The following is a 24,136-nucleotide window of genomic DNA, read 5'->3' as shown; positions in this document are numbered from 1 at the left end:
CGCCAAACATTTCGACACCGCCACCAACCGCGCTACAAAGCCGCATGATCCGCCGCCCGCCTTCCAACCCGGACCGCCGCCTCCGCCTGCGCCGCAAGAGCCCGACGCCGCCCTGGCTGTCCTTGGCGTTCCGGGTGCTGCTGGCGTTCGGCCTGATCGGCGTGGCGCTGGCGATCTTCTGGTTCGACCGTGACGGCCTGCGCGACAATGCCGACGGGTCGATCAGCTTCACTGACGTGCTCTATTTCACCATGATCACCATCACTTCGGTCGGTTATGGCGATATCGTGCCGGTGTCGGATCAGGCGCGGATGTTCGACAGCTTCCTGGTCACGCCGATCCGGTTGTTCGTCTGGCTGATCTTCCTTGGCACGGCGTATGATTTCCTGCTCAAGGGCGTGTGGGAGCGATGGCGGATGAAAGTGATCCAGCGAAAGCTGCATGACCATATCGTGGTGGTCGGATACGGCACCAGCGGCGCGGAGGCGGTCAGCGAGCTGATCCGGCGCGGCGCCGACCCCTCGACTCTGGTGGTGATCGACGAACGCGCGCCCGCGCTGGAGGTCGCCGAGGATTGCGGCGCGACCGTGATCAACGCCGATGGCACGCGCAACGCGACGCTGGAGGCGGTGCAGGTCGGCCGCGCCCGCGCGATCATCGTCGCGGCGGGGCGGGACGACACCTCGATCCTGATCGTGCTGACCGCGCGCCGGCTCGCGCCCGACGTGCCGATCAGCGTCATCATCCGGTCGGAGGACAATGAAGCGCTCGCGCGTCAGGCCGGCGCCGACACGGTGATCAACCCGGCGAGCTTTGCCGGATTGCTGCTCGCCGGATCGACTCACGGCCCGCACATCGCCGATTACATGGCCGATCTTGCCGCGTCGGACGGCCGCGTCGCGCTGCACGAACGCGCCGTCACCGCCGCCGAGATCGGCACGCCGCTCGCCAAGCTCGCAACGGGGCTCGGCTTGCGCATCTATCGCGGCGATGATTGTTTCGGCTTCTGGCAGCCCGAGGCGGGCACGCTGCAGGCGGGCGACCTGATCGTCGAGATCGTGCCGAAAAGCGAAGCGCAGCCGGGGTCGCGCGCACCGGCCTGAAATGCCCGGAGGCTTGAGAAAATACTGTCCACCAGGCCCCCTGCTGTGGCAGCAGCCTGTATCCCGATCCTTCAGCTTACGGATAACCTCATGACCGCCATCGGCATCATCGGCAGCGCTGGGCGCATGGGTCAGGCGCTCGCCGCGGCGATCCCCGATCTTGGCGCGACTCTGGTCGGCGGAATCGACGCGGGCGGCGACCCCGCCGTCCTGACGCGCGAGGCCGATGTGCTGATCGACTTCTCGGTTCCCGGCGCGCTTGAGGCGACGCTCGCCGCCGCCCGCGCCTCGGGCACGCCGATCCTGATCGGCACCACCGGCCTTGGCCTTGCGCATCATGCGCTGATCGATGCGGCCGCAGCGGAGATCGCCGTGCTGCAGACCGGCAATGTCTCGCTCGGCGTCACCCTGCTCGCCCGGCTGGTACGCGAGGCGGCGGCGCGGCTCGGCCCCGACTGGGACATTGAGATCGCCGAGATGCATCACCGCCACAAGGTCGATGCGCCCTCGGGCACCGCCTTGCTGCTCGGCGAAGCCGCCGCCGAGGGGCGCGGCATCACGCTGGCCGAAGCCAAGGTCACGGACCGCGCCGGGCTGACCGGCGCCCGTTCCGAAGGCACGATCGGCTTTGCCAGCCTGCGCGGCGGATCGGTCGCGGGCGACCATCTGGTGGTGTTCGCCGGCGAAGGCGAGCGGATCGAGATCGGCCACCGGGCGGAGAATCGCGCGATCTTCGCGCGCGGCGCGATCACCGCCGCGCTGTGGCTCGCCGGACAGCCGGCGGGGCGCTATGGCATGGCGGAGGTGCTCGGGCTGTGAAGCGCGCCGACGTCGTCGACTTCTACGCCCGTCTCGCCGCCGACAATCCGCACCCCGAAACCGAGCTGGCCTATGGCAATCCCTATCAGCTGCTCGTCGCCGTCGCCCTGTCCGCGCAATCGACCGATGTCGGCGTCAACAAGGCGACCCGGCGCCTGTTCGAGACGGTGGACACGCCCGCGAAGATGGTCGCGCTGGGCGAGGCCGAACTGAAGCAGCACATCAAGACGATCGGCCTGTTCAACACCAAGGCGAAGAATGTCATCGCCCTGTCCGAAGCCTTGATCCGCGACCATGACGGCCAGGTCCCGGACGATCGCGACGCGCTGGAAAAGCTCCCCGGGGTCGGGCGCAAGACCGCCAATGTCGTGCTCAACACCGCGTTCGGGCATGAGACTTTCGCGGTCGACACGCACATCTTCCGCGTCGGCAACCGCACCGGCCTGGCGCGCGGCAAGACCCCGCTGGCGGTCGAACTGGCGCTCGACAAGGCGACGCCGCAGCCCTTCCGGCTCCATGCTCATCACTGGTTAATCCTGCAAGGGCGATATACCTGCAAGGCGCGCACACCCGAATGCTGGCGCTGCATCGTTCGCGACTTGTGTGCGTTCAAGCCCAAGACGCCCGCCCCCAAGGGCGCGGCGCCGCAGCCCGCCCCATAAGGGGGCCCGACAGGAAGGTCTGATCATGCGCACCTTGCTCTTCGCTCTGGCGGTGACCGCCCCCATCGCTCTCTCGGTCGCCACCCCCGGCACGGCCCGCGACCGCAACCAGGTTCCCGAAGCGACGCCCGCCGGCAAATCGGAAAGCTGCATCCCGCTCGTCCGCATCCGCCAGAGCCATGTGCGCAGCGACCAGGTGATCGATTTCGAGATGAATGGCGGCAAGGTCTATCGCAACACGTTGCCGCAAAGCTGCCCCGGCCTGGGGTTCCAGGAAAGCTTCAGCTACAAGACCTCGCTCAGCCAGCTTTGCTCGAGCGACATCATCACCGTGCTTCAATCGCCGCCCTCGATACCGGGCCCAAGCTGCGGCCTGGGCCAGTTCCAGCCGGTGACGCTGGCGAAGAAGGCCAAGCGCTGACCGGCTCGGCGCGGGGTTGATCCCCCCTCCCCCGTTCGGGCTGAGCCTGTCAAAGCCCATGCGCTGTGCATGCCGGGGCGAACGATGGGTGTGATTCAAGTCGCCTCCACCTAGCCTTAGAGCGGTTTCAAGCTGAGTTGATCCACCCCCTTCCGTTCGCCCTGAGCCTGTCGAAGGGCCGTTCTTCTCCTGCTGCCTTTGCCGCAATAAAGAACGGGGCTTCGACAGGCTCAGCCCGAACGGGAAGGATGATTCAACGCAAGCCGACGGTGCTCTAAGCCCCATTCATGGCAGCAACGAGCTTCGCAGATCGGGGATGGCAACCGCCAGGCCATTGGCGACCTGCGCCGCAAAAACACGCGCGCCAGCATCGCCGACATGGGTATAATCGAACTTGCGCACGATCTGCCCGCTCGGCCCCGTCGGCGTGGTCGGCACATCGGGCAGGCGCGCGGTCTCGGCCGGACGCGGCGGCAAGGTCGTCCCGGCTTGCGCGGCGGCGCGTTCTTCCGGCAGCGGCGCGGTCATCGCCAGGCTGGTCGCTTCGACCGCGCCCATTTTCTGGATCAGCGCCGCGCTGTCGGCATTGAGATCGACCAGTGGCACGTTCACCGCCGTCGCGACCTGGCGCACCGCCGCCGCCCAGGGCTCGAGCGTGTTGAGCAGCATGCCGTCCTTGAACTGGCGGCGCGCGAGTGGCGTGACCAGCACCGGGATGCCCCCCGCCGCGCGCACGTCCCCGATATAGCGGCGCAGGTTGGCGGGGAACTCGGTGGCAAGGTCGGTCCAGCGTTCCGGCGCGCTCGACTGGTCGTTATGGCCGAACTGGATCAGGACGTAACTCTTGCGATAGCCCTTCACCGCCAGCTCGCTCAGGATGATCGCCCAGGATCCCTCCTGCCGATAGCTGCGCGTGCTGCGCCCGCCGCGCCCCATGTTGAGGCAGGCGATGGTCGACTTCACATGCTCGGCACAGAAGAGCGACGCCCAGCCGCTGCCCGGCGCCATGGTCGAATCCCCGACCAGGATGATGCGGTCGGCGACGATCGGCGGCGCATCGATACGCGCCGGCTTGTCCGCCGCCAGGGCGAGGAGAAGGGCGAGCGAGATCATGAGAAGGCAAGCCCGCCATTCACGTCCATGTTGAGCCCGGTCAGGAACGCGGCGTCGTCGGATGCGAGGAAGGCGACCGCGGCGGCGACTTCGTCGGGATGGCCTTCGCGGCGCAGCGAGGTGTTGCCGGCGGTCGCGGCGCGCCCTTCGGGCTTGGAGAAGCTGTCATGAAAGCTGGTGCCGATCAGCCCCGGGCACAGCGCGTTGACGCGGATCCCCTGCGGCCCGAGTTCCTTGGCCAGCCCGCGCGTGAAGCTCATCATCGCGCCTTTCGCGGTGGCATAGATCGTCGCGCCCGGTCCGCCGCCGTCGCGCCCGGCGAGCGAGGCGATGTTGATGATCGACCCGCCCCTGGGGATATGCGGCAGCACCGCCTTGGTGACGAGGAAGGCGGACTTCATGTTCAGCGTCATCACCGTGTCGAAGAATGCTTCGTCCATATCGGCCAGCGTCTTGCGCGCGACCATCCCGCCCGCCAGGTTGACCAGCACGTCGATGCGATCGCCGAACTGCGCGGTGGCCGCCGCGACCATCTCGGCGACGGCACCCGCATCGGTCACATCGGCCCGGTGCAGCACCGCGGTGCCGCCGGCCGCGATGACCTGCGCGCGCGTCTCCTTCGCGGAGGCTTCGTCGCGGTGATAGTTGATCACCACTTTCGCCCCCTCCGCCGCGAGCCGCAGCGAGACCGACCGGCCGATATCGCGCCCGCCGCCAGTGACGATCGCGACCTTGTTATTCAACGTCATGCCTTGTTCCCTTTCATGGAGTCGGATGCGGCGACCGGCGCGGTGCGGCCCCCAAGCATCCAGATGGCGAGTACCGAGAGCGGCACGATTGCCGCCGCCAGCACGAAGATCGGGGCGTAGCCATGGCGCGTCATCACGGGCACCAGCCAGGTGGTGATCAGCGTGCCGGCGACCGCCGCGCTGCCGCTGATCCCGGCGAGCGAGCCGACCGCGCCGCCGCCGAAATAGTCGCTGGGCAGCGTCTGGATATTGTTGATGGCGACCTGGAACCCGAACAGGATCACCGCGATCAGCAGGACCGCATAAAGCGGCGTGGCCGCGCCGACCGTCAGCAGCAATGCCGGCAGCATGATCGCACCGCCCAGCGTGATGACCGCCTTGCGCGCCGCCAGCACCGGCCAGCCGCGCCGGATCAATTGCCCGGCGAGCCAGCCGCCGCCCAGGCTGCCGAGCATCGCGCCGACGAACGGCACCCAGGCGAACAGCCCGATCTTCTGCACGTCGAAATCGAACGTCTCGGCAAGGTAGATCGGCAGCCACGACACGAACAGCCACCACACCGGGTCGAGGAAGAAGCGCGCGGCGATGATCGCCCAGCTTTGCCGGTGGCGCAGCAGGGTGCGGACTGGCGGGGCATAGTTGGCTGGCGCATCCTCGGCTGGTCCCCCGGCGATATGCTTGCGCTCGGCCTCACTCAGCCAGGGATGCGCACCGGGATCGCCGCGATAGAGCCACAGCCAGGGCAGCAGCCACAATCCGCCGAGCAGGCCGACGAGCAGGAAGGTCGCGCGCCAGCCGACCTGGCCGAACAGCAGTGCGACAAGCGGCGCGGCGATGATCGCGCCGATCGCGGCGCCCGAATTGAAGATGCCCTGCGCCAGCGCGCGTTCCTGCGACGGAAACCACAAGGCGTTGACCTTGACCGCGCCCGGCCAGTTGCCCGCCTCGCTGATCCCCAACGCGGCGCGCAGCACGCCGAACGTCCCCAGCCCGCGCGCGACCGAATGCAGCGCGATCGACACCGACCAGCCAAGGATCGACAGGGTGAAGCCAAGCCGCGTGCCGATCACGTCGAACAACCGCCCGAAGATCGTCTGGCCACAGGCATAGGCCAGCATGAAGAAGGTCACGAGCAGCGCGTAATCGGACTTGTCCGCGCCGATCTCCTTCGAGATCGCCGGCCACATCACGGCAAGCGCATTGCGATCGATATAGTTGATCACCGTCGCGACCGCGACCAGCCCGATGATCCACCAGCGCAGGCCCTGCTTCACTTCGCCGTTCCGCTGTCGATGCGGGCAAAATGACCCTTCCAGTCGATCGACCGCCCCTCGACCGTCAGGTGATGGCTGGCGGCGGCGTCAGCGCTGTCGGCGATCGCCAGCACGACACTGCGCCCCTTGGTCAGCGCGATCGTCACCAGGTCGGCATCGCTGCCGCGAACATGCGTCAGGCCAGTGATGCGGCTGTTGCTGCCGGTGGTGGTCTCCGCTGCGGGATCGTAGCTGCCATGCGGTTCCAGCACATTGACGAAGGTCGCATCCTTGGCGCCCCTCGCCCGCTCGATCAGCATCGGCTCGCGACGCAGGTTGAAGCGCGGGTCATTGGCGCCGCTTTCGCCCAGGATCACTTGTGCCCCCGGCGGCGTCAGCATGCGATAGGTGTAGAAGCGCCCGCCGAGCAGCCAGGTCAGCGTCGCCCCGCCTGGAGCGGGCGTGCCGGTCGCATCGACCCAGATATGCTGATAGCCATTCGCCTTGCCCAGCACCGGGCGCTCGGCGGTGTTCGACGTCACGGCAAAGCCGATATCGGTGATCTGGCCATCATAATGCAGCGGCAGATCATAGGTTGCGGGCTTGTCCCCCACGACGCGGAGCAGGTCGACCACCAGCGGCTGTTTGGCGCCCTCGATCGGCAGCATCACCAGGGTGCGGCGGTAACGCACCCCCGGCCACGCCCCGGCCATCTCCGCCGTACTCACCTTGGTCGGCTGGTCACCGGAGAAGTAGAGCTGTTTCGGCGCAAGGGTCTGGCCGACCTTCCACTTGCCGCCGAAATTGCTGGTCTCATCCACCACCAGCGTGTTGTGCGCGACCGTTTGCTTGGCCCAGCTCTCATTCTCCTTGAGATAGCGCCCGCCGTCCTTGCTCTCGACATTGAGGAAGCGCGCCGCGCCATAATCGGTGACCACGGCATTGCCATTGTCGTAGAAAATCCAGTGCAGCTTGTCGAAATGGCCATGCCCCATGCCCATCGCGCTGTTCTTGGCGACCAGCACCGAGGCATCGTCATCGGCAGTGCTGCGCATCACCGAGAGCCCGCCCTGATCGCCATCGGGGCCATCGCGGAACAGCGCCGAGCCATAGGGAAACGGCTTGGCCTTGCCCGCCGCAAGGTCGCGCGCGAGCAGCAATCCTTCCGGGGTCAGCGTGGTGCGCTTCTGCCGTTCGGCGATCGACAGGAATCCCGGGTCGCTGGTCGCGGCATAGCCGATCGCGACCGCCGAATAGAGTTCATCGGTGTTCAGGCTCTTGTCCCGCATCGCATCGTTGAGCGGAAAGAAATACCCGTCATAGCTAAGCTGGATGGTGGTGCGCACTGCCTTCAACAGCACATTGTCGCGATACTGGAAGATGTGGCGGGCGGGCTCATTGGCCTGGATCGCCTGCGCGAACACGACGAACGGCTGCAGCGCATAGCGCTGGTAATAAGGCCCCTCGGTATAATAGCCGTCGGGCGAGAAGAGCAGGCCGATCTGGCGCAGGAAACCGGTCTTGCCGCTGCCGTCGCGGCCCTTCAGCGCCATGTCGATCAGCGCGCGGTCGCGCAGCACATAACCGGTCATGCCGACACCGGCACAGGCCCAGGTCGCATGGTTATGGATCAGGTCGAAGACTTGCGGACTGCCGGTCGACAGGAAGGCCGCCATGCGGCGAAACACATTGTCGTCGATCGTCTGCCGGTCCTGCGGCGACAGCGTGGCGCGGATCGCGTCATAGCCCTGCACGGCATAGACCAGCCACACACTGTCGTTGAGGCTTTGCCAGAACAGCCGCCCCGCCGCTTCGTTCGACGCCGCGGGATGGGGCCCAAGCGTCGGGTAAAGCCTGGCATATTCAAGCAGCATGCGCCGCGCATAATCGGCATAGGCCTTGTCGCCGGTGATCCGGTAGAGCAGCCCCGCGCCGTACAGCGCCATATAGTTGCGCTTGTGCTGCTCATGGGTGCGGCCGCCGCCCGGGTCCCTCGGCACCGGCACGTCGATCCCGGCCTTCATCGCCGCATCGACCGACTTGCGCATCTTGGCGAGTTCTCCGGCGAACAGGGGATAGCGCGTTGCGTCATGCGCCATGCTCGCCACACCGGCGGGATCGGACAGGACCGGGCCAGCGTCCTGGGCCTGGGCAGGGATCGCGGCGAACAGCGCCAGCGCGGCAGCACCGGTGAACAGGATACGCATCAGCTGGTGCTCCGATTGTCGGCGATCAGCGCACGCGCCGGGCCAGTGTAATAAAGTTCGCGCATTTCAGGGGGCGGGGTTCGGGCGAAGAGATTGCCGGTGATCACCGTATGCGGCGATCCCACGCTATGCGTGACGGCGACGCCGCGGCTGCCGGTGAAGCGGTTGGCGGAAATGGTCGTTTCCTGCACGCCCGACAACAGCACCGGACCGCTGTCTGTCACGGTGGCTCCGGTCATCACGAATTGCGGACCATAAGTGCTTTCGTCAGTGCCGCCGCGAAACAGATCGACGATCACGCCGACCCGGTTGAAGGCGGTGCGATCGATCGTGACGCGCTCGGTGCCATAATAGCCCTCCTTGCCCGTCTCGGCATGGCCGGCAACGACCGCGCCCGAGACGTCGGTGATGCTGCCGCCGGCAATGACGATCGCGCCGGCAAGCGTTGCCGGGGTCGTCGCGATCACATCGAAGGCGGTACCACCCGCCATGTCGCGGAAATGGCAGTCGATCAGTTCGACGCCGTAGTTCGTCAACATTGGCCGCGCGCTGGTGCGGATCGCCGCATTGCCGGGCTGGTGCGGGGCGGCAGCGCCGCTGATCGTGACGCCGCGCAATTGCAGGCGTCCGCCATCCTCGAGCTGGAACAAGGTCGGGACGGTGAAGCTCAGGATGGCGTCGGAACCGCGCAGCGTCAGCGCATGATCGATGACCAGGGGCGCCGCGAGACGATAGGTTCCGGCGCGAAGGTCGATGACATCGCCGGGGCGGGCATCGCCGACCGCGCGCAGCAAGGCGGCGTCCGACGCGACCGGGATCGTTGCGCCGCTGCCAAAGGCGATGGGGGTGCTCGCGGGTTTCGGATACCAGTCGACCCCCGTTGCCGATCGCGCGATCGGTGCAAGAGCGTGCGACGCGCCGACTGCGGCAAGCGCCGGATCCATGGGGTAGAGCAAGCCATTGGCGGCACGCGCCAGCGTCACCGCGCGCGGCCTGGCAACGATTCCCGGTACGCCGGGCGCGTTAGTCGCGACATTGCCCGAAAAGACGATGCCCGCGACTGACGCCTCGGCGCGAAACGGATCGGCACGGCCAGTGATCAGATTGCCCGTGAACCGCGTCGTTGACGGCGGCTGCGACCGCTCCGCGCTCGCCCCGGCACCAAGCGTGATCCGTGCCGCATCGATCACGCTGTTGCGTTCGATCAGCGCGCCCTGGACCGGCAGATAGCGGTTGATCGGCGAATTGGGCACGCCGTTCATCACCGTGATCGCGCTGGTGAAATCGGTCCCGGCCAGCCCTTCCATATAATTGCCGCGCACCGTCTGGCGCTCGTTGATCACGCGCACGCCACCGGTGTGCGGCACGCCATGCCCGAGAAACACATTGTCCTCGACCAGATTGCCGTTGCCATGACGCAGCACCACTGACCCCTGGGAGTCGACCACGACGTTGCGGCGGACGATATTGGCACCCGATTTGACCGAGACGATCTCGACCTCGCCGTCGCAGCGCTCGAAGTAGTTATCCTCGACGATGGTGTGCGAGTCGCTCTGGGATTCGGTACTGGTGCCGATCCGGATCGTCTCACCGCCATTCGAGCCCAAGGGCGGGCGCGGGCCGAAATAGACATGATCGATGCGGATGCGGTTATCGAGCGGCCAGCCCTTGTCGCGCACGACGATCAGCATTGCGCCATTGTTGGCTTTGCCCTCGAAATGCGCATGATCGACGCGGATATCGCGACCATAAAGCGCGACCCAATGATCCTCGAACCGGCGATCGGGATTGTTGAAGCGATCGATGACGATACCGGTCAGCCGCACATTCTCGGCCCATTGCTTGCCGATGCGGGTAGCGATCACGTCCTCGCCCGGCGCATGGCCGTCGCGAAAGACGAGGTTCGACACGACCAGATATTTTCCCGCAACGGCCAGGCTGGAGCGACCGGTGAGGATCGCCTTGCCGGGATGCTGTGCGGTGAGCGTGATCGGCTTCGCCGCGCTGCCCTCCCCCGCCAGCCTGACCACGAAATCGCGCCATTCGCCATCGGCGAGCAGGATCGTGTCACCCGGCTGCACGCGCGCCGCGGCGACGGCATAGGCTTGCTGATCGCTGACGACGAAGTCGCGCGCGTCGGCGGACGTTGCCACGACCAAAGCCAGAAATCCCACCGTCACCGCTAACCGAACCATGACACCTCACACGCACATGAAAAAGGAGAGCGGCCGCCCGGGCGACACGCCGGTCAGAATTTATACGTCGCGCCGAAGAAATAGGTCGGCCCATAATAGCTCGCTTCCTTGAAGCTGCCGGGAACCGGCATGTCCTGATAGCGCGGCGTATCGGTGATGTTGGTGCCCTGGATTTCGAGGCTCAGATTCTTGTTCACGCGATAACGCAGCGCGATATCCACCGTCCCTTCGGCGCGGACGACGCGGTTTTGCGCGGGGTCGCCGACGAACTGCTGATAATAGGCCGAGCGGAATTTGTAGATCGCGGACGCCTCGAAGCCCTTGTACTGAAAATAGGGCGCGGCGGTCACGACGTTCTTCGACAGGCCGAAAATCCCGACCGGGTCGGCAAGCCGGGAATAGACCGTGCCGGTCGTCGGATCGACCTGTTCACCCAAGCGTAAATCCTCCTGCTTGAAATTGCTCGCCGAATGCGACCAACTGCCGCGGAAGCCCAGGCCGTTGAACGGCGCGGGCAGGAACGACGCACGATAGCTTGCCGAAACCTCGAACCCGTTGATCCAGTTCGACTTATTAGTCGATTGCAGGACATTGACCGGCACGGTGAAAGTCTCGCCACCGATCGTGTAGGTCTCGTTCTGGATCGTGTTGACGAACCCGCCCTGAAAATCCTTGTGGAACAGACGCAGCGAGAAGACCGAATCCTTGTTGAGATAATATTCGAGCGACAGGTCGTAATTCCACGACATCAGCGGATTGGTCCGCGGATTGCCCGACGCGGTGATCGACGAAATCGCCGAGCGGACGTCCGGGAACGACGTCTGGGACGCATCGAGCGAGAAGGTCCGGCCATTGGCGAGTGATGCCGGATCCGGCTTGGTCATCGACCGCGAGAAAGCGCCACGCACCTTGAACGCATCGGTGACGTCGAACGACAGATTGAGGCTGGGGAGCCAGCGGTCGTAATGATAGCGGTCGACCAGCGGGTTGAACTGGCCATTCGACACCAATCGGATCGTGCCATTGCCATTGTCGACCACGTCGAACCCGCCGCGCAAGCCGTTCGACGTGACGTCGGTTGAAACGAAGCGCAGCCCGATATTGCCGCTGAACGGCAAAGTGCCCAGATCGCCGCCGAACGCCGCGGTGACATAGCCCGCCTTGGTGATTTCCTTCACATTGCGATTGGCGATGCTGCGCGTGTCGGCGTTCAGGCCAGGTTCGTCGGTACCGATGAAATTCTGGAACAGGCAGCGGGCATCGAAGCTCGCCCAGGAGTTGATCGTGTTGGTCGAATCCGACGACAGGAAATCCTTTTGCGGGAAGGATTCGCGGCACGCGCGATTGGCGGCCGCCATCGTCGCGAGCAGGACGTTATAGGTCCCCGGCGCGCCGCTGAACGGCGTCGCCGTGCTGCCGACGTTGAAATTATATTCGCGGCGATCGGATTCCACGCTGCGGAAGCGCATGCTTGACCAGCGCCCGCCGACGGCGATCGACCTGATAAAGGCGATATCGGGTGTCCAGGTGGCATCGAGCCGTGCCGCATCATTATCATGCCAGCGAATCTGCGCATCGCGGCGCAGGCGTGCGGCGGCGCTGTAATTGTCCGCATTGTCGGGATCGAAGGCGGAGTTGAGCACGAGCGACTGAGTGCCGTCGGGGAAATTCTCGAACGTATAAGGGATGCGACCGCCGGTCGATCCGGTGGTCACGCCGGGCACCACATTACCGGATATATCGGTGGCATTGGTACGCAGACGAACCGACCGGTCGGCGCGTTCGCGCCGCGTCCGTGACAAGGACGCGTCAGCCGCAATGGTGAAGCGATCGGTCACCGGTATCTTGATGTTGAGACCGCCGCCGCGATATTTCTCGTCCTGGATGCGATAGGTCGATGTGGACTCGCCATAGCTGTTGCCGCTGTACGACTGGAGCACATGATCCGGCCCGAAGACGATATTGCTCATCCCGCGGGTCGTCTCCGACAGACTGAAGCTCTGCCGTTCCTCATTGAAGCGATAGTCGGAGATCTGGGCATCGAGATTGACCTCGATCCCGCCCGGTGACTTCCATTGCAGATCGCCGATCCAGGCAAGCCGCTTGTCGCGCGTGGTGAACTGGATGTTGTTCCGGCTGGTCGTCGCGAAATAATAAGGCGTGCCCGCCGGAACCGCCGTGGTGCCGTAATTTTGCGGCGTGACGGGCGTGCAGGTCTGCGACGCGGTGTAATTGACGTCGCCGCGGCAAGCGTTCCAGGTCGAACCGCCGCCGAGCAATTCCTCGGGCGAATTGCCGCGCTGATACTGCACGCCGACCAGGACACCTAGTTCGCCCGCCGAACCGAGATCGAACTGATCGACATAGCTGCCGGTGAACCGATGACCGAGCCCGGCCGGATCGTTGAGCTTGTGATTATATCCGGTCAGGATGCCGCGCGCGCTCACCTGAACCTGGCGCTTCTTGCGGTCGAGCGGCTTCAGCGTGCGTGAATCGATCGTTCCCGACGTGCCGCCTTCGATCAGGTCGGCGCGCTGAGTCTTGTTGACCGCGACGGCGTTGATCAGCTCCGACGGGAAGAGATAGAAATTGACCGAGCGCTTGCCATTGCCGGTCGTCGTCTCGCGGCCATTGACGTTGACGCTGGCGAGGAACGGGCCAAGCCCGCCGATCGCGATTTCCGACGCAGCACCCTTTTCGCGGTGCGTGGTCGCGCCCGGAATGGTGGCGATCGCATCACCGAGGTTGGTTGCGGGCAAGCCGTCAATATCCGAGGCGGACAGCGAATCGGAAATGATCGTCTCGTCGCGCTTCTTGGCGATCGACGACTGGATCGATGCGCGGACGCCCACCACCACGATATCCTTGCTCGCATCGTCCTGCCCCGGTGCCGGAACCGGGGCTTCCGCGGGAGCGACAGTCTGCGCCTGGACGACCGCCAGCGGCGATACCGTCGCCAGCAGCGCCAAGCCGCGAATGCCGGTCGTGACCCAGTTCTTTCTTCCCGTGGCTAATCCGCTCACCGCAATCCTCCCCGATCTATGGACCTATTGGCCTGTCCACTTATCATTTATCGGACTGGACATTGTGTCAACCCTATATCCTGACCAATTTTCAAACTGGTCAGGCAATCTCTAGGCATATTGGCCCGGAAACAAGGGAAAATCGTCAAGTGCTGAGGGTAATTCCGACCTTCCGGCGCACCATCAGCGGCAAATTTGCCAGCCAAATTGGTTGACAAATTGGTCATGTCGGGTTGACCTATCAATCCAAATGGTTTGTGGTTTGCGCAGAGGTGGCGAATGGAAACCGGGAAGAAGCGCCTGTATCAAGGTGTGGCGCAGGCGATTGTCGACGGAATCAAAAGCGGTGAGTTCCCCCCCGGGACGCGCTTGCCCGGCGAACGGGAACTGGCCGAACGCTTCGACGTCAGCCGGGTCACCATTCGCGAGGCCGAGATCGCGCTCGAGGCGCAGGGCTATATCACGATCAAGACCGGATCGGGCGTCTATGTCCGCAAGGATAACGCCAGCACCGATCGCGCCTTGCCCGACGTCTCCGCCTTCGAACTGACCACCGCGCGTTCGGTGATCGAAGCCGAGGGCGCCGCGTTGGCCGCAGGCAATATCTCCGATGCGGAACTGGGCGAACTGCAGCGCCTGATCGACGGTATGGCCGCGTCCGACCGGGATGGTTTGACAGGCGCCGAGGATCTCGACGAACGCTTCCACCTCGTCATTGCCAAAGCGACAGGCAATCTGGCGATCGAACATCTGATCGGTCAGCTCTGGCGGATGCGCAGCGAATTGCCGCGGGTGCGCGAAGTCTATGCGGGCGTATGCGCCGCCAATGCGCAGCGGCGCGCGCATGAGCATCAGGCAATCTTCGAAGCGTTGCAGCGCCGCGATTCCGCCGGCGCGCGCGTAGCGATGCGCGAACACTTTCATCGCCTGTTCGAGACGATGCTCGCCGCACGGGAGGACGCCGCACTGGCGGAACTCAAACGGTCAATGGGTGAGGATCGCCAGCGCTTCCTTCAAGCCACGTTACTCTGACGCAATCAGACCAGCGTTTCGATCGGCAAGTCGGCGGCGGCGCGCAAGCGGCGTAGCGCATCGTTCGCCTCGGCTTCGTCGAGGCTGGCAAAACCTAGGCGCAGGCCCCGCTCAACCGAAGGCGCCGTCGCATAGGATGTGGACGGCGCGAAGCGCAGACCCACCGCCGCACCATTGCGGTCGATCCGGTCGAGCAGCGCCGGATCGGCGAAGCGCAACCAGAAGGCCAACCCGCCATCGGGCACGTCGAATTCGGCCAGCCCGCCTAGGTGGCGATCGAGCGCCGCAGCGAACGCGTCGCGCCGCGCGGCATAGACGACGTTCATCTTGCGCGCGTGGCGGCGCAGTTCGCCCGCGTCGATCAGCTCGGCGACCGCATCCTCGGTCAGCGTGTTACCTTGTCGGTCGAGCGACATCACCTGATGCGCGATCGCATCGATCACCCGCGTCGGCGCGACGATATAACCGATACGCAGACTGGGCAGCGTCAGCTTCGATAGCGACCCGATATAGATGATCCGCCCCGGCGCGTAGCTGGCCAGCGGCAGCAACGGCTGCGATTCGAAATGATATTCATAGTCGTAATCGTCCTCGATGATCGCAAAGGCGAATTGCCGTGCGAGTTCGAGCAGCCGCAAGCGCCGCTCGGGCCGCAGCGCCACGGTGGTGGGGAACTGATGATGCGGCGTGAGGAAGATCGCGCGGACACGGTGCAGCCGGCACATCCGCTCAACCATTTCGACATCGATCCCGTCGCGGTCGAGCGGCACGCCGACCACTCTCGCGCCCATCGCCTGAAAAGCGGTGGCGGCAGGCGCGTAGCTCAGCGATTCCATCAGCACCGTATCGCCCGGCGCAAGCAGGATCCGCGCTGCCAGCGAGACCCCGTTCTGGCTGCCGCGCGTGATGCAGATATTATCGATCCCGGCGACCAATCCGCGCTGCGCGTTGAGCATATCGGCGATACACTGCCGCAGCACAGCCGACCCGCGCGGATCGCCATAGCGCAGCCGGTTGCCGCGCCGCGCCCGGGTGATCGCATCGCGATAGGCGCGGGCAAGCAAGTCGGTCGGAAACAACCGGCAATCGGGCGTGCCTTCATCGAAGGTCAGCCAGTCGCTGCCCGACAGCACAAAGGGCGCGGTTGCGGTCATCGCGAAAGGGAATTCGGCGGTATCGGCAGGCGCGCTCACGCCATGCGGCTCGAGCGGCTGTTCGGGCAGATTGGCCGCGACCATCGTGCCGCGCGTGCCCCTGGATTCGAGCCAGCCCTGCGCGGTCAGATCGTCATAGGCAAGCACGATCGTCTTGCGATTGACTTCGAGCGTCGCCGCCAACTCGCGGCTGCTCGGCAGATAGGTGCCGGGCGCAAGCCGTCCGCGCTGAATCTCATGGATCAACGCGTGAACGATCTGAAGGTAAAGCGGCATCGACCGCGTGGCGCTGATCCGCTCGGACAGCATCACTTTCCATGGCCGGAGCATTGGACCCCCATTCAGTCGGCTATTCGGATCATCCTATGGGCCAGGCCGTGACACACGACAAGCGACCGGCTCAGCGCTCCAGCTGCTTCGCCAGCCAATTCGCGCCATCCTCGATCGCCCGCGCCGCGAGCCGCGAGATGCCGGCCGCCTCGATGAAGCTGTGCGTGGCGCCAGGATAGACCTGCGCCTCGACCGCCACGCCCGCCGCCGCGAGCTGCGCCGCCATCGCGCGATTTTCGTCGGCCAGTATATCGCACTCGGCGATGCACAGGAACGCCGGCGGCAGGCCGGTCAGGTCAGCAAGCAGCGGCCGGACATAGGGGTCGTCGCGCTCCGCGTCGCCGAGGTAATCGTCCCAGAACGCATCCATCTCATCCGGGTTGAGGATATAATCGTCGCTGTGAAACCGCTCGTGCGACACACGCCGCCGGGTGTCGAACGCACCATAATTGAGCAGCATGGCGCTGAGCCAGTCGCGACCGGTATCGCGCAGCCGCAGCGCTGTGGCGACCGACAGGTTGCCGCCAGCGGAATCCCCGCCGATCGCAATCCGTTGTGGATCGAGCCCGAGCGCGGGGCCCTCCGCCCGCAGCCAGCCGAGTACCGCCACGACATCATTCAGCGCCTGCGGATAACGTGCCTCGGGACTGAGGCTGTAGTTCACGCCAAGCACCGCGCAGCCGCTGCGCGCGGCATAGTCGCGCATCAGCCGGTCATGCGTGTCGATGCTGAACAGCACCCAGCCGCCGCCATGCAGATAGACCAGCACAGGTAAATCCACCGCCGCGCTTGGACGATGAAGGCGGAGAGTCACGCCGGCGGCCCGCAGGTCGGTGGTCGAGGCCATGACCGGGCCGCCGATATTCCAGGGCTCGCGTACCAGTTCCGCGATGCGGCGGCGATCCGCCACATCGACCGCCACGCCGTGCCGTGCATAATCGGCCGCCACGCGGCGCTGGAAAATCCGGATATCGGGATCGAGATCATCGCTCGTCATGGCTGCCGCGCGGCGCGCATCATCCGCGACAGCGGTGTATCGCCAAGCGCCACGACGATCTCCTCGAACGCCGTGGCGGACTCGTCCTGGCCGAGTTTGAACTTGACCTGGGCGCGGACCACCGTGGCGCGGAACGCGACGATATGCGGGAGCATGCTGGCATAACGATCGCCCATCGCCTCCACGGTCCAGCCGTCCGGCTCGCGGCCCTCCAGCGCGCTCACCAGTTCGGCAATCGCACGATCATTCTCTTCAGGAAGCAAGCGGATGTCGACCTCGAACTGCGCCACGGCATAGTTCCAGGTCGGCGCCCAGCCAGGCGTCGAGACCCAGGCGGGCGGGACATAGGCATGCGGTCCCTGAAACAGGATCAGCGCACGCGGCCGGTCGCGCACCATCGCCACCTGCGGATTGGCGCGTGCGAAATGGCCGAAGAATTCGACCACTTCACCTGCCGGGCCGACCTGTGGCAGAAATGGCAGCGGCGTCATCGCATAGCCGCCAGGGCCGTCCGATACGACAAGCCCCAGCATCTGCGCGCGCACAAAGTCGGTGACATCGGCCGGCGATTTCGGCGAGAATTTGCCTGTCATCGCTGCGGCACGACGCCCCATTTGCGTTCCGCCGCCCAGATCGCGAAGGCGTGGAACAATGCCTCCTGCGCCAGCGCCGCCGACGCGCCCGATGCGCCCATATGTCCACCGGTGGTCGCGATCCGCGCCATCACCGGATTGCCGGCAATGGTCAGCGCCCGCGCCCGCACCGCGAACTTGAGCGGCTCGTAAAAGGCGACGCGTTCATCGGCGACGCTGCCCGTCGCGAGCAGGGCGGGATAGGCCGCCGGCTTCAGCTGATCATAGGGCGAATAGCTCGCGATATAGGCATATTCGGCCGGCACGCGCGGGTCGCCCCAGATCGGCAGCGCGGTCAGGCCGAGCGGATGGCTCTCGAAATAGTCCATCGTGTTGAGCGGATCGACGAACGGCACCTGCGCGATCACGCCCGCCCAAAGATCGGGCCGCATCGTATAGACCGCGCCCATCAGCAGCCCGCCGGCGGAATAGCCGTGCGCGACGATCCGGCCCTTGGCGGCATAGCCCCCAGAGATGAGATGCTCGGCACAGGCGATGAAGTCGGTGAAGCTCTTCTTTTTGCCGGTCTTGAGCACCGACCGCCACCAGTCGTTGCCGCGCTCCGCGCCGCCGCGGACATGCGCGATGGCATAGGTCCAGCCCTGATCGACAAGAGCGATCTTGCCCGCCTCAAACGCCGCATCGACGGTCGCGCCGTACGAGCCATAGCCGTAGAGGAACAGCGGCGCCTTGCCGTCCTTCGCCATGCCCTTGCGGCGCAGGATGGTGATCGGCACGCGTACGCCATCGTCGGTCTGCGCCTCGATCCGCTCGAGATCATACTTGCCCGGATCGTAAGCCGGATTGGCGACTGCCGGTCTTGCCGGAGCCGATACGCCATCCTTCAGCGTCAGGCGATAAGGGTGCGGCGCGAGGCGCGGCGATTGATAGGTGAAGGACAGTGCGGACGCCGCCCAGCCCTGCCCGTGCGGCACCGACAGGGCATAGGCTGGCTCGTCGAACGCGACCTGGCGTTCCGCACCGTCCTTGCCCATCATCACCAGCCGGGGCAGCGCGTCGCGCCACTCCTCGCGCACCATCACGTCCCTGAACGGGTGGATCGCGGCGATGAAGCGCCCCGCCTCGTGCGGCACCCAGTCCTGCCAATGTGCGCGGTCCGGCGTCGCGACCTGCGCGGTCATGATCTTCATATCGATCGCACCGTCGACATCGGTCAGGATCACTAGCCGACCGTTCCAGTGATCAACGTCGTAGCGCAGATCGGGCGCGCGCTTCTCGACCAGGACAGGCTTTGCCGTCGGATCGCTCGCCGGGATCAGCCAGGCCTCGGTCTGGGCGCTGTTGGCCATGCGGATCACGACAAAGCCGCCCGAGGCGGTGGTCTTCAGTTCGATGAAGAAAGCCGGGTCGCTCTCGGCATGGATCTGCACGTCCTCGCCGCTCGACATGTCGCGCCGCCACACCGAATTGGGATGGCCATTGCTGTCGCGGCCGACCCAGAAGAGATAGCGGCCGCCAGCGTCGAAGGCGAAGCTGCCATGGCTTTCATTGATGTCGGTCACGACCATCTTGCCGGTCGCGATGTCGCGCACCCGGATGCCGAAGATGCCGGAGCCAGTCAGGTCCTGCGACCAGCCGAACAGCTTCTGGTCGGGGCTGTGGAAAGTGCCGCCCCAATGCAGCGCGAAGAATGGCTTGCCCGTCGCTTCCGCACCGACATCCAGCAGCATTTGCTCCGCCCCGCCGCCGACCGGACGGCGCGCGAAGACCGGATACTGGCTGCCGGCCGGTTGGCGCTGATAGTAGAAATAACCGCCATCCTCGACTTCGATCGGTGCAGCCGCTCCGGCTTCAACCGCATGAGTGCGCGCGAGCAACGCCGCCTGCAGCGGCTTCGAGGGCGCAAGCATCGCATCGGTATAATCGTTCTCGGCCTTCACCGCGGCGGCGATGGGCGCGTCGAGCGTCGCGGGATCGCGCAGCACGGCATGCCAGTCCTTCGGCCGCATCCAGGCATAATCGTCATTACGCTGATGGCCGAACTTGCCAACGATCGTCGGCACGCGCGCTGGCTGTGGCGGCGACGGCCAGCGCGGCCTGACGGCCAGCGCCAGGCCCGGCCGGGCTGCGGCCCCGACCACCAGGGTCAGCATCGATACGCAAAGATGTCGCCGGTCGATCATGTCTTCCCATCCAGAGTGCGCGGGGCGACCGCCTTATCGGCCGCCCCGCCTGCGGATCACATCGCCCAATTGGCCTGCACGCCAAAGGTGCGCGGCTTGACGATGAACCGGCTCGCGCCCGATCCGAAGTCCTGATAGCCGAAGGTGATGGCGCGCTTGTCGCCGATATTCTCCGCGAATGCGGCGATGGTGATATCGCCGATCTTCGCCGACACCCGCGCGTCGAAGATATGATAGGGTGCGAAGGTCGTATTCTCGTTGAGGAAACCCGGTGAACGCGACACGTAGCGATGAAGCAGTGTCACCGTCGGCGCCGCCCTGCCGCCGAAATTATACGAGGCGGTGTTGGAGATGCGCCACTTCGCCGCCGAGGGCAGGCGCTTGCCCGAGGCCAAGGGCGGCACCGCGGTCGGAATATCCTCGGTCAGCTTCGCGTCGAGGTACGTAAGGTTGGACACAAGCGACAGGCCGCCCAAATTGAGCGTGGCGGCTGCCTCGGCGCCGTAGATTTCCGCCGCACCGGCATTCGCGCCATAGGTCAGGCCGTCGCCGACCCGGCGCAACCGGACCTGCAAATTGGTCCAGTCGATATAGAAGCCCGTGATGCTGACGAACAGCTTGCGATCGATCAGGCTGAAGCGCGTGCCGACTTCGTAATTCCACAAACTGTCCGACGTCGTGCCGGCGGGGATCGGCGATCCGGCGAGCTGCGGCAAGGTGTTGGGCGATCCGAAGCGATAGCCTTTCGACGCCAGCGCATAGAACATCAGGTCGGGGGTTGGCTGAAACTTGATCGACGCCTTGGGCGCGAAGCCCGAATCCTTGACCCTGTATGGCGGGTTGATCACCGTCCCGCCGAAGAAGATGCCGAACTGGTCGGTACGGGTGTCGGTCTGCGTCCGGAACAGCCGGCCACCGCCAGTGACGGTGACCGGGCCGAAATGCAGATTGGCCTCGCCGAACAGCGCATTCTCGTCGCCCTTGGTGTGCGATGCGCCATAATAATATTCATCGCCCCGCGTCAGCCCCGCCGCGACTTGGCCCGGATGCGCCGCGGCATAGCCGGGCGAGGACAGATGCTCCTGGAAGCCCTTGGTCGTGTCGATATGCGTCGCGCCGATCAGCCAGTCGAACCGCTCGCCCTTGGGCGAGGCAAAGCGGACTTCATAGGAGAAAGTGTCGCTCTGCCCGGCCTGCAGGAAATAGTGATTGCCCGGGTTGAGGCCGGCGTAGAACGGGATCGAGGTGAAGTCGTCATAGATATCGCCGGTCTTGCGGTTGTACGTGCCAATCATCGTCGCGGTGGCGAAACCGAAATCATGATCGAGCCGCAGGCTATGCAGCTGCGTCTTGAAGATCATCGGCACTTCGAAATTGCTCGAGCGCTTCAGCAGGCCGAGCCCAAGATTGCTGACGCTCGGATCGTCGGTCCTGGTCTTCTGATACAGGCCGAGATAGCTGATCCTGGTATCGGCATCGGGGGTGAAGACGATCGATCCACGCATGCCGAAGGTGTGGACGTCGTTCGATCCGTCGATATGCGTCCCGATATTATCGATATAGCCGGCATCGACCCGCTGCGTCGCGACCAGCCGCACCGCCAGCTTGTCGGTGACCAACGGCACGTTGATCATGCCCTTGGCGCGGTAATTCACCTCGCCCGCCGAAAAGCGCGTGGTGCCGATCGCCCCTTCCGCTGCGGCATGGAAACCGTTCGGATCGGCGAGGTTGGAGATGAAGTTGATCGCCCCGCCGAGCGACGCCGACCCGAACAATGTCCCTTGCGGACCGCGCAGCACTTCGACCCGCGACACATCGAACGCGTCGATATCGGGGATGACGATGGTGTAGCCCGGCTCGTTCATTGGAATGTCGTTGATGAAATAGCCGGTGCTGCCCTGACCCTGATCGAGTCCCGCCGTGGTGCCGATGCCGCGGATCACTGCGGCGGAATTGTTCGACGGCCCTTCGTTGAACGCGACACCCGAGGTGCGCGTGAGATAGTCCTTGAAGTCCTGCGCGCCGATCGCCTCGAGCTGTGCGCCGGTCATGGCGGAGACGCCGCCGGCCACGTCGCTCAGCTTCTCGGCGCGTTTACTGGCGGTGACGATGATGTCACCGCCGCTTGCGGCGCTTTCCACCACAGGGTCCGCCCGGTCGGCGGTCTGGGCCCAGCTGGGCGCGACAGCGCCGACAAACAGGCCGAGCGCCGAAACGGCGGACAGATAGCGCGATACAGCTCGAGTCATGGTCCCTTACCCCCTTATGATTGAGGCTGCGGCCATTGCCGCTTGCCCTTGCCTTGGCCTCGTTGGGCCCGTTCGATTCAGCCGCTTTGCGGCCCGAAATGCTGAGTCCCGCCGACAAAGGTGCGCAGCACCCTGATGCGGGCGATGTCCGCCGCCGGCACACTGCGCGGATCGGCATCGAGAATGGTGAGGTCGGCGAGATAACCCGGCGCGATCAGCCCGAGCCGGTCGTCCTGGAAACCGGCAAAGGCATTGGCACTGGTATAGGCAGTCAGCGCCTGCTCGACTGCGATCTTCTGATCGGGCAGCCAGCCGTTCGGATTGAGCCCATCGATCGTCGCGCGGGTCACCGCGGCATGGATGCCGGTAATCGGATCGAACGGCGCCACCGGCCAGTCCGACCCGAAGGTCACCCGCGCCCCGGCGTCGAGCAGCGACTTGAATGCATAGGTCCCACGCAACCGCGCTTCGCCGATACGCTTCACCGCCCAGCGGCCATCGTCGATCGCATGATAGGGCTGGACCGACGCGATCACCTCCTGCTTCGCGAAACGCGGAATCGCCGCCGGGCTGAGATGCTGGGCATGTTCAATGCGGAAACGCCGGTCGCGCTTGCCGTTGACCCGCGCGACATCGGCATAGATATCGAGCAGTTCGTCATTCGCTTCATCGCCGATCGCATGGACCGTGACCGGCATGCGGTGCGCATCGGCGGCGGCAACCCATTTCGCGATATCGGCGCGCGGCGTCACCCGCACGCCGCGCGTGTCCGGCGCATCGCTATAGGGATCACGGAACAGCGCCGTGCGCGATCCGAGCGATCCGTCCATCAATCCCTTGACCCCGCCCCAGCGGATCCAGTCGTCGCCCTTGCCCTCCGCGGCGACGATCGCCGCCATCTTTTCCCAATCGGCGATCGGCACGAAGGAGTAGAAACGCATGTCGGGCCGGCCCTTCGCACCAAGCCTCCGCAACGCCTCATACATCGACCAGTCGATCTCGGGCGAATGCGCCTGGGCGATGCCCTTGGAGAGCCCTTCGGCGATGCCGCCGCGCAGGATATCCTCGATCCCGGCATGGTCGAGCTTGGGGATGGCACGCTCGGCGAGCCAGGCGGCATTGTCCTTGAGGATCCCGGTCGGTTCGCCCGCCGTGTCGCGCACGATCACCCCGCCCTCGGGCGGGACGGTGTTGCGATCGATCCCGGCGATCTTCAGCGCGACCGAATTGAGCAGGATCATGTGCAGGTCGAGCCGCGACACCGCCACCGGATGGTCCGGCGTAACCGCGTCGATCCACGCGCGGGTCGGCAGTTCGCCGCCCCAAAGCTGTTCGTCCCAATAACCGCCCTCGACCCATTGCCCCGGCTTGAGCAGGCGCCCGGCAGCGGCCACGCGCTCGGCGAAGGCCGCCGGCGTTTTCGCGTCGCGCAAGCTCGGCTGGCGCAGCATCGCGGCGCCGCGCAGGAAATGCGTGTGGTTATCGATAAAGGCAGGCGACAGGAACGCGCCGTCCAAATCGATCACCCGCGTCGCCCTGGTCGTCGCCGCGCGAACCGGCCCGGCACCAACCGCCGCGATGCGCTCGCCGATAATGCCGACCGCCGTGACCGCCGCATGCTCGCGCCGACCAGTCCACACCCGGGCGTTGACCAGGGCGATGTCCAGCCCGGGCGCCGCCGCCAGCAATGGCGAGGCCAGCATCATCGCGGCGCTCGCGCCGATAAACTGGCGGCGATCGATCATGGGTGCCTCGCAAGAATAATGCCGGTTCGCTTCACGCCCACCATAGGGGACCGACTCGGCGGATCACGAAACATCCAATTTTCGCACAGTGAACGGGTCCAGTGCCCGGCGCGTACGCCGCAGCCTCTTTTGAGACACCCGTCAGGCAGGAATATCGATGCCCGGCATGGTGTCGAACGATTTCCGCCTTTCCCGGGGCGGCAAGCAGTCGCCGGCGACAATCGATCCGCCGCGATCCCCCCGAATTCATGACATCGGCATCTTACGACATGATGATGAAATACTGTGGTGTTTACGATCTCATGCGT

General features: G+C 65.3%; 17 protein-coding genes. 5 read left to right on the top strand and 12 right to left on the bottom strand.

All coding sequences use genetic code 11. The annotated features are described in order from the left end of the window. Positions 1–44: 44 nt before the first annotated feature. The 4 genes from OO12_RS02980 (at position 45) to OO12_RS02965 (ending at position 3,005) form a co-directional block, all read left to right on the top strand. The gene (locus OO12_RS02980; RefSeq protein ID WP_034157133.1) at positions 45–1,103 is read left to right on the top strand and encodes a potassium channel family protein; all 1,059 of its coding nucleotides are present in this window, start codon (positions 45–47) and stop codon (positions 1,101–1,103) included. 90 nt (positions 1,104–1,193) lie between these two features. Further along, a complete protein-coding gene (dapB, locus tag OO12_RS02975) occupies positions 1,194–1,922 on the top strand; it encodes a 4-hydroxy-tetrahydrodipicolinate reductase (RefSeq protein WP_034157132.1) in 729 nt (242 codons plus the stop codon). Next, the gene (nth, locus tag OO12_RS02970; RefSeq protein ID WP_034157131.1) at positions 1,919–2,584 is read left to right on the top strand and encodes an endonuclease III; all 666 of its coding nucleotides are present in this window, start codon (positions 1,919–1,921) and stop codon (positions 2,582–2,584) included. Before dapB ends, nth begins: the two co-directional genes overlap by 4 nt. A gap of 25 nt (positions 2,585–2,609) precedes the next feature. Next, on the top strand, positions 2,610–3,005 hold the full coding sequence (locus OO12_RS02965) for a hypothetical protein (protein ID WP_034157130.1): 396 nt from the start codon (positions 2,610–2,612) through the stop codon (positions 3,003–3,005). A 285-nt stretch (positions 3,006–3,290) separates the two neighbouring features. Here the strand turns inward: OO12_RS02965 and OO12_RS02960 are convergent, their stop codons facing one another. Genes OO12_RS02960 through OO12_RS02935 form a run of 6 tightly spaced genes read right to left on the bottom strand, consistent with a single transcriptional unit; the run spans position 3,291 to position 13,545 of the window. Beyond that, positions 3,291–4,118 carry a rhamnogalacturonan acetylesterase gene (locus tag OO12_RS02960; RefSeq protein WP_034157129.1) on the bottom strand — a complete coding sequence of 276 codons (828 nt, stop codon included), beginning with the start codon at positions 4,116–4,118 and terminating at the stop codon, positions 3,291–3,293. Then, the gene (locus tag OO12_RS02955) at positions 4,115–4,867 is read right to left on the bottom strand and encodes an SDR family NAD(P)-dependent oxidoreductase (RefSeq protein ID WP_034157128.1); all 753 of its coding nucleotides are present in this window, start codon (positions 4,865–4,867) and stop codon (positions 4,115–4,117) included. Before OO12_RS02955 ends, OO12_RS02960 begins: the two co-directional genes overlap by 4 nt. Beyond that, positions 4,864–6,141 (bottom strand): MFS transporter, encoded by a 1,278-nt coding sequence (locus tag OO12_RS02950; protein ID WP_034157127.1) that lies wholly within the window; start codon positions 6,139–6,141, stop codon positions 4,864–4,866. The genes OO12_RS02955 and OO12_RS02950 overlap by 4 nt, the downstream gene beginning before the upstream one ends. Continuing rightward, positions 6,138–8,327 (bottom strand): alginate lyase family protein, encoded by a 2,190-nt coding sequence (locus OO12_RS02945; RefSeq protein ID WP_034157126.1) that lies wholly within the window; start codon positions 8,325–8,327, stop codon positions 6,138–6,140. Before OO12_RS02945 ends, OO12_RS02950 begins: the two co-directional genes overlap by 4 nt. Beyond that, positions 8,327–10,522 carry a polysaccharide lyase 6 family protein gene (locus OO12_RS02940; RefSeq protein ID WP_034157125.1) on the bottom strand — a complete coding sequence of 732 codons (2,196 nt, stop codon included), beginning with the start codon at positions 10,520–10,522 and terminating at the stop codon, positions 8,327–8,329. The genes OO12_RS02945 and OO12_RS02940 overlap by 1 nt, the downstream gene beginning before the upstream one ends. Positions 10,523–10,575: 53 nt before the next feature. Further along, on the bottom strand, positions 10,576–13,545 hold the full coding sequence (locus OO12_RS02935; protein WP_160296725.1) for a TonB-dependent receptor: 2,970 nt from the start codon (positions 13,543–13,545) through the stop codon (positions 10,576–10,578). A gap of 279 nt (positions 13,546–13,824) precedes the next feature. On the opposite strand from OO12_RS02935, the gene OO12_RS02930 reads away from it, so the two are divergent. Next, the gene (locus OO12_RS02930; protein ID WP_034157124.1) at positions 13,825–14,577 is read left to right on the top strand and encodes a FadR/GntR family transcriptional regulator; all 753 of its coding nucleotides are present in this window, start codon (positions 13,825–13,827) and stop codon (positions 14,575–14,577) included. Between the two features lie 5 nt (positions 14,578–14,582). Here the strand turns inward: OO12_RS02930 and pdxR are convergent, their stop codons facing one another. From pdxR to OO12_RS02900, 6 genes are all read right to left on the bottom strand, one after another. After that, positions 14,583–16,061 (bottom strand): MocR-like pyridoxine biosynthesis transcription factor PdxR, encoded by a 1,479-nt coding sequence (gene pdxR / locus OO12_RS02925; protein WP_034157123.1) that lies wholly within the window; start codon positions 16,059–16,061, stop codon positions 14,583–14,585. Between the two features lie 70 nt (positions 16,062–16,131). Further along, a complete protein-coding gene (locus tag OO12_RS02920) occupies positions 16,132–17,058 on the bottom strand; it encodes an alpha/beta hydrolase (protein WP_034157122.1) in 927 nt (308 codons plus the stop codon). Then, a complete protein-coding gene (locus tag OO12_RS26670; protein WP_235364665.1) occupies positions 17,055–17,651 on the bottom strand; it encodes an FMN-binding negative transcriptional regulator in 597 nt (198 codons plus the stop codon). The genes OO12_RS02920 and OO12_RS26670 overlap by 4 nt, the downstream gene beginning before the upstream one ends. After that, positions 17,648–19,834: a prolyl oligopeptidase family serine peptidase gene (locus OO12_RS02910; RefSeq protein ID WP_052215487.1), complete on the bottom strand. Its 2,187-nt coding sequence runs from the start codon at positions 19,832–19,834 to the stop codon at positions 17,648–17,650. Before OO12_RS02910 ends, OO12_RS26670 begins: the two co-directional genes overlap by 4 nt. A gap of 56 nt (positions 19,835–19,890) precedes the next feature. Next, positions 19,891–22,083: a TonB-dependent receptor gene (locus tag OO12_RS02905; RefSeq protein WP_034157121.1), complete on the bottom strand. Its 2,193-nt coding sequence runs from the start codon at positions 22,081–22,083 to the stop codon at positions 19,891–19,893. 77 nt (positions 22,084–22,160) lie between these two features. After that, the gene (locus tag OO12_RS02900) at positions 22,161–23,828 is read right to left on the bottom strand and encodes an amidohydrolase (RefSeq protein WP_034157120.1); all 1,668 of its coding nucleotides are present in this window, start codon (positions 23,826–23,828) and stop codon (positions 22,161–22,163) included. Positions 23,829–24,136: the final 308 nt, after the last annotated feature.

The sequence above is a fragment of the Sphingomonas sp. ERG5 genome, assembly GCF_000803065.1.
Taxonomy (GTDB): domain Bacteria; phylum Pseudomonadota; class Alphaproteobacteria; order Sphingomonadales; family Sphingomonadaceae; genus Sphingomonas.
Note: the sequence above shows the minus strand (reverse complement) of the source record. Positions and strands in the feature narration are given on the sequence as shown.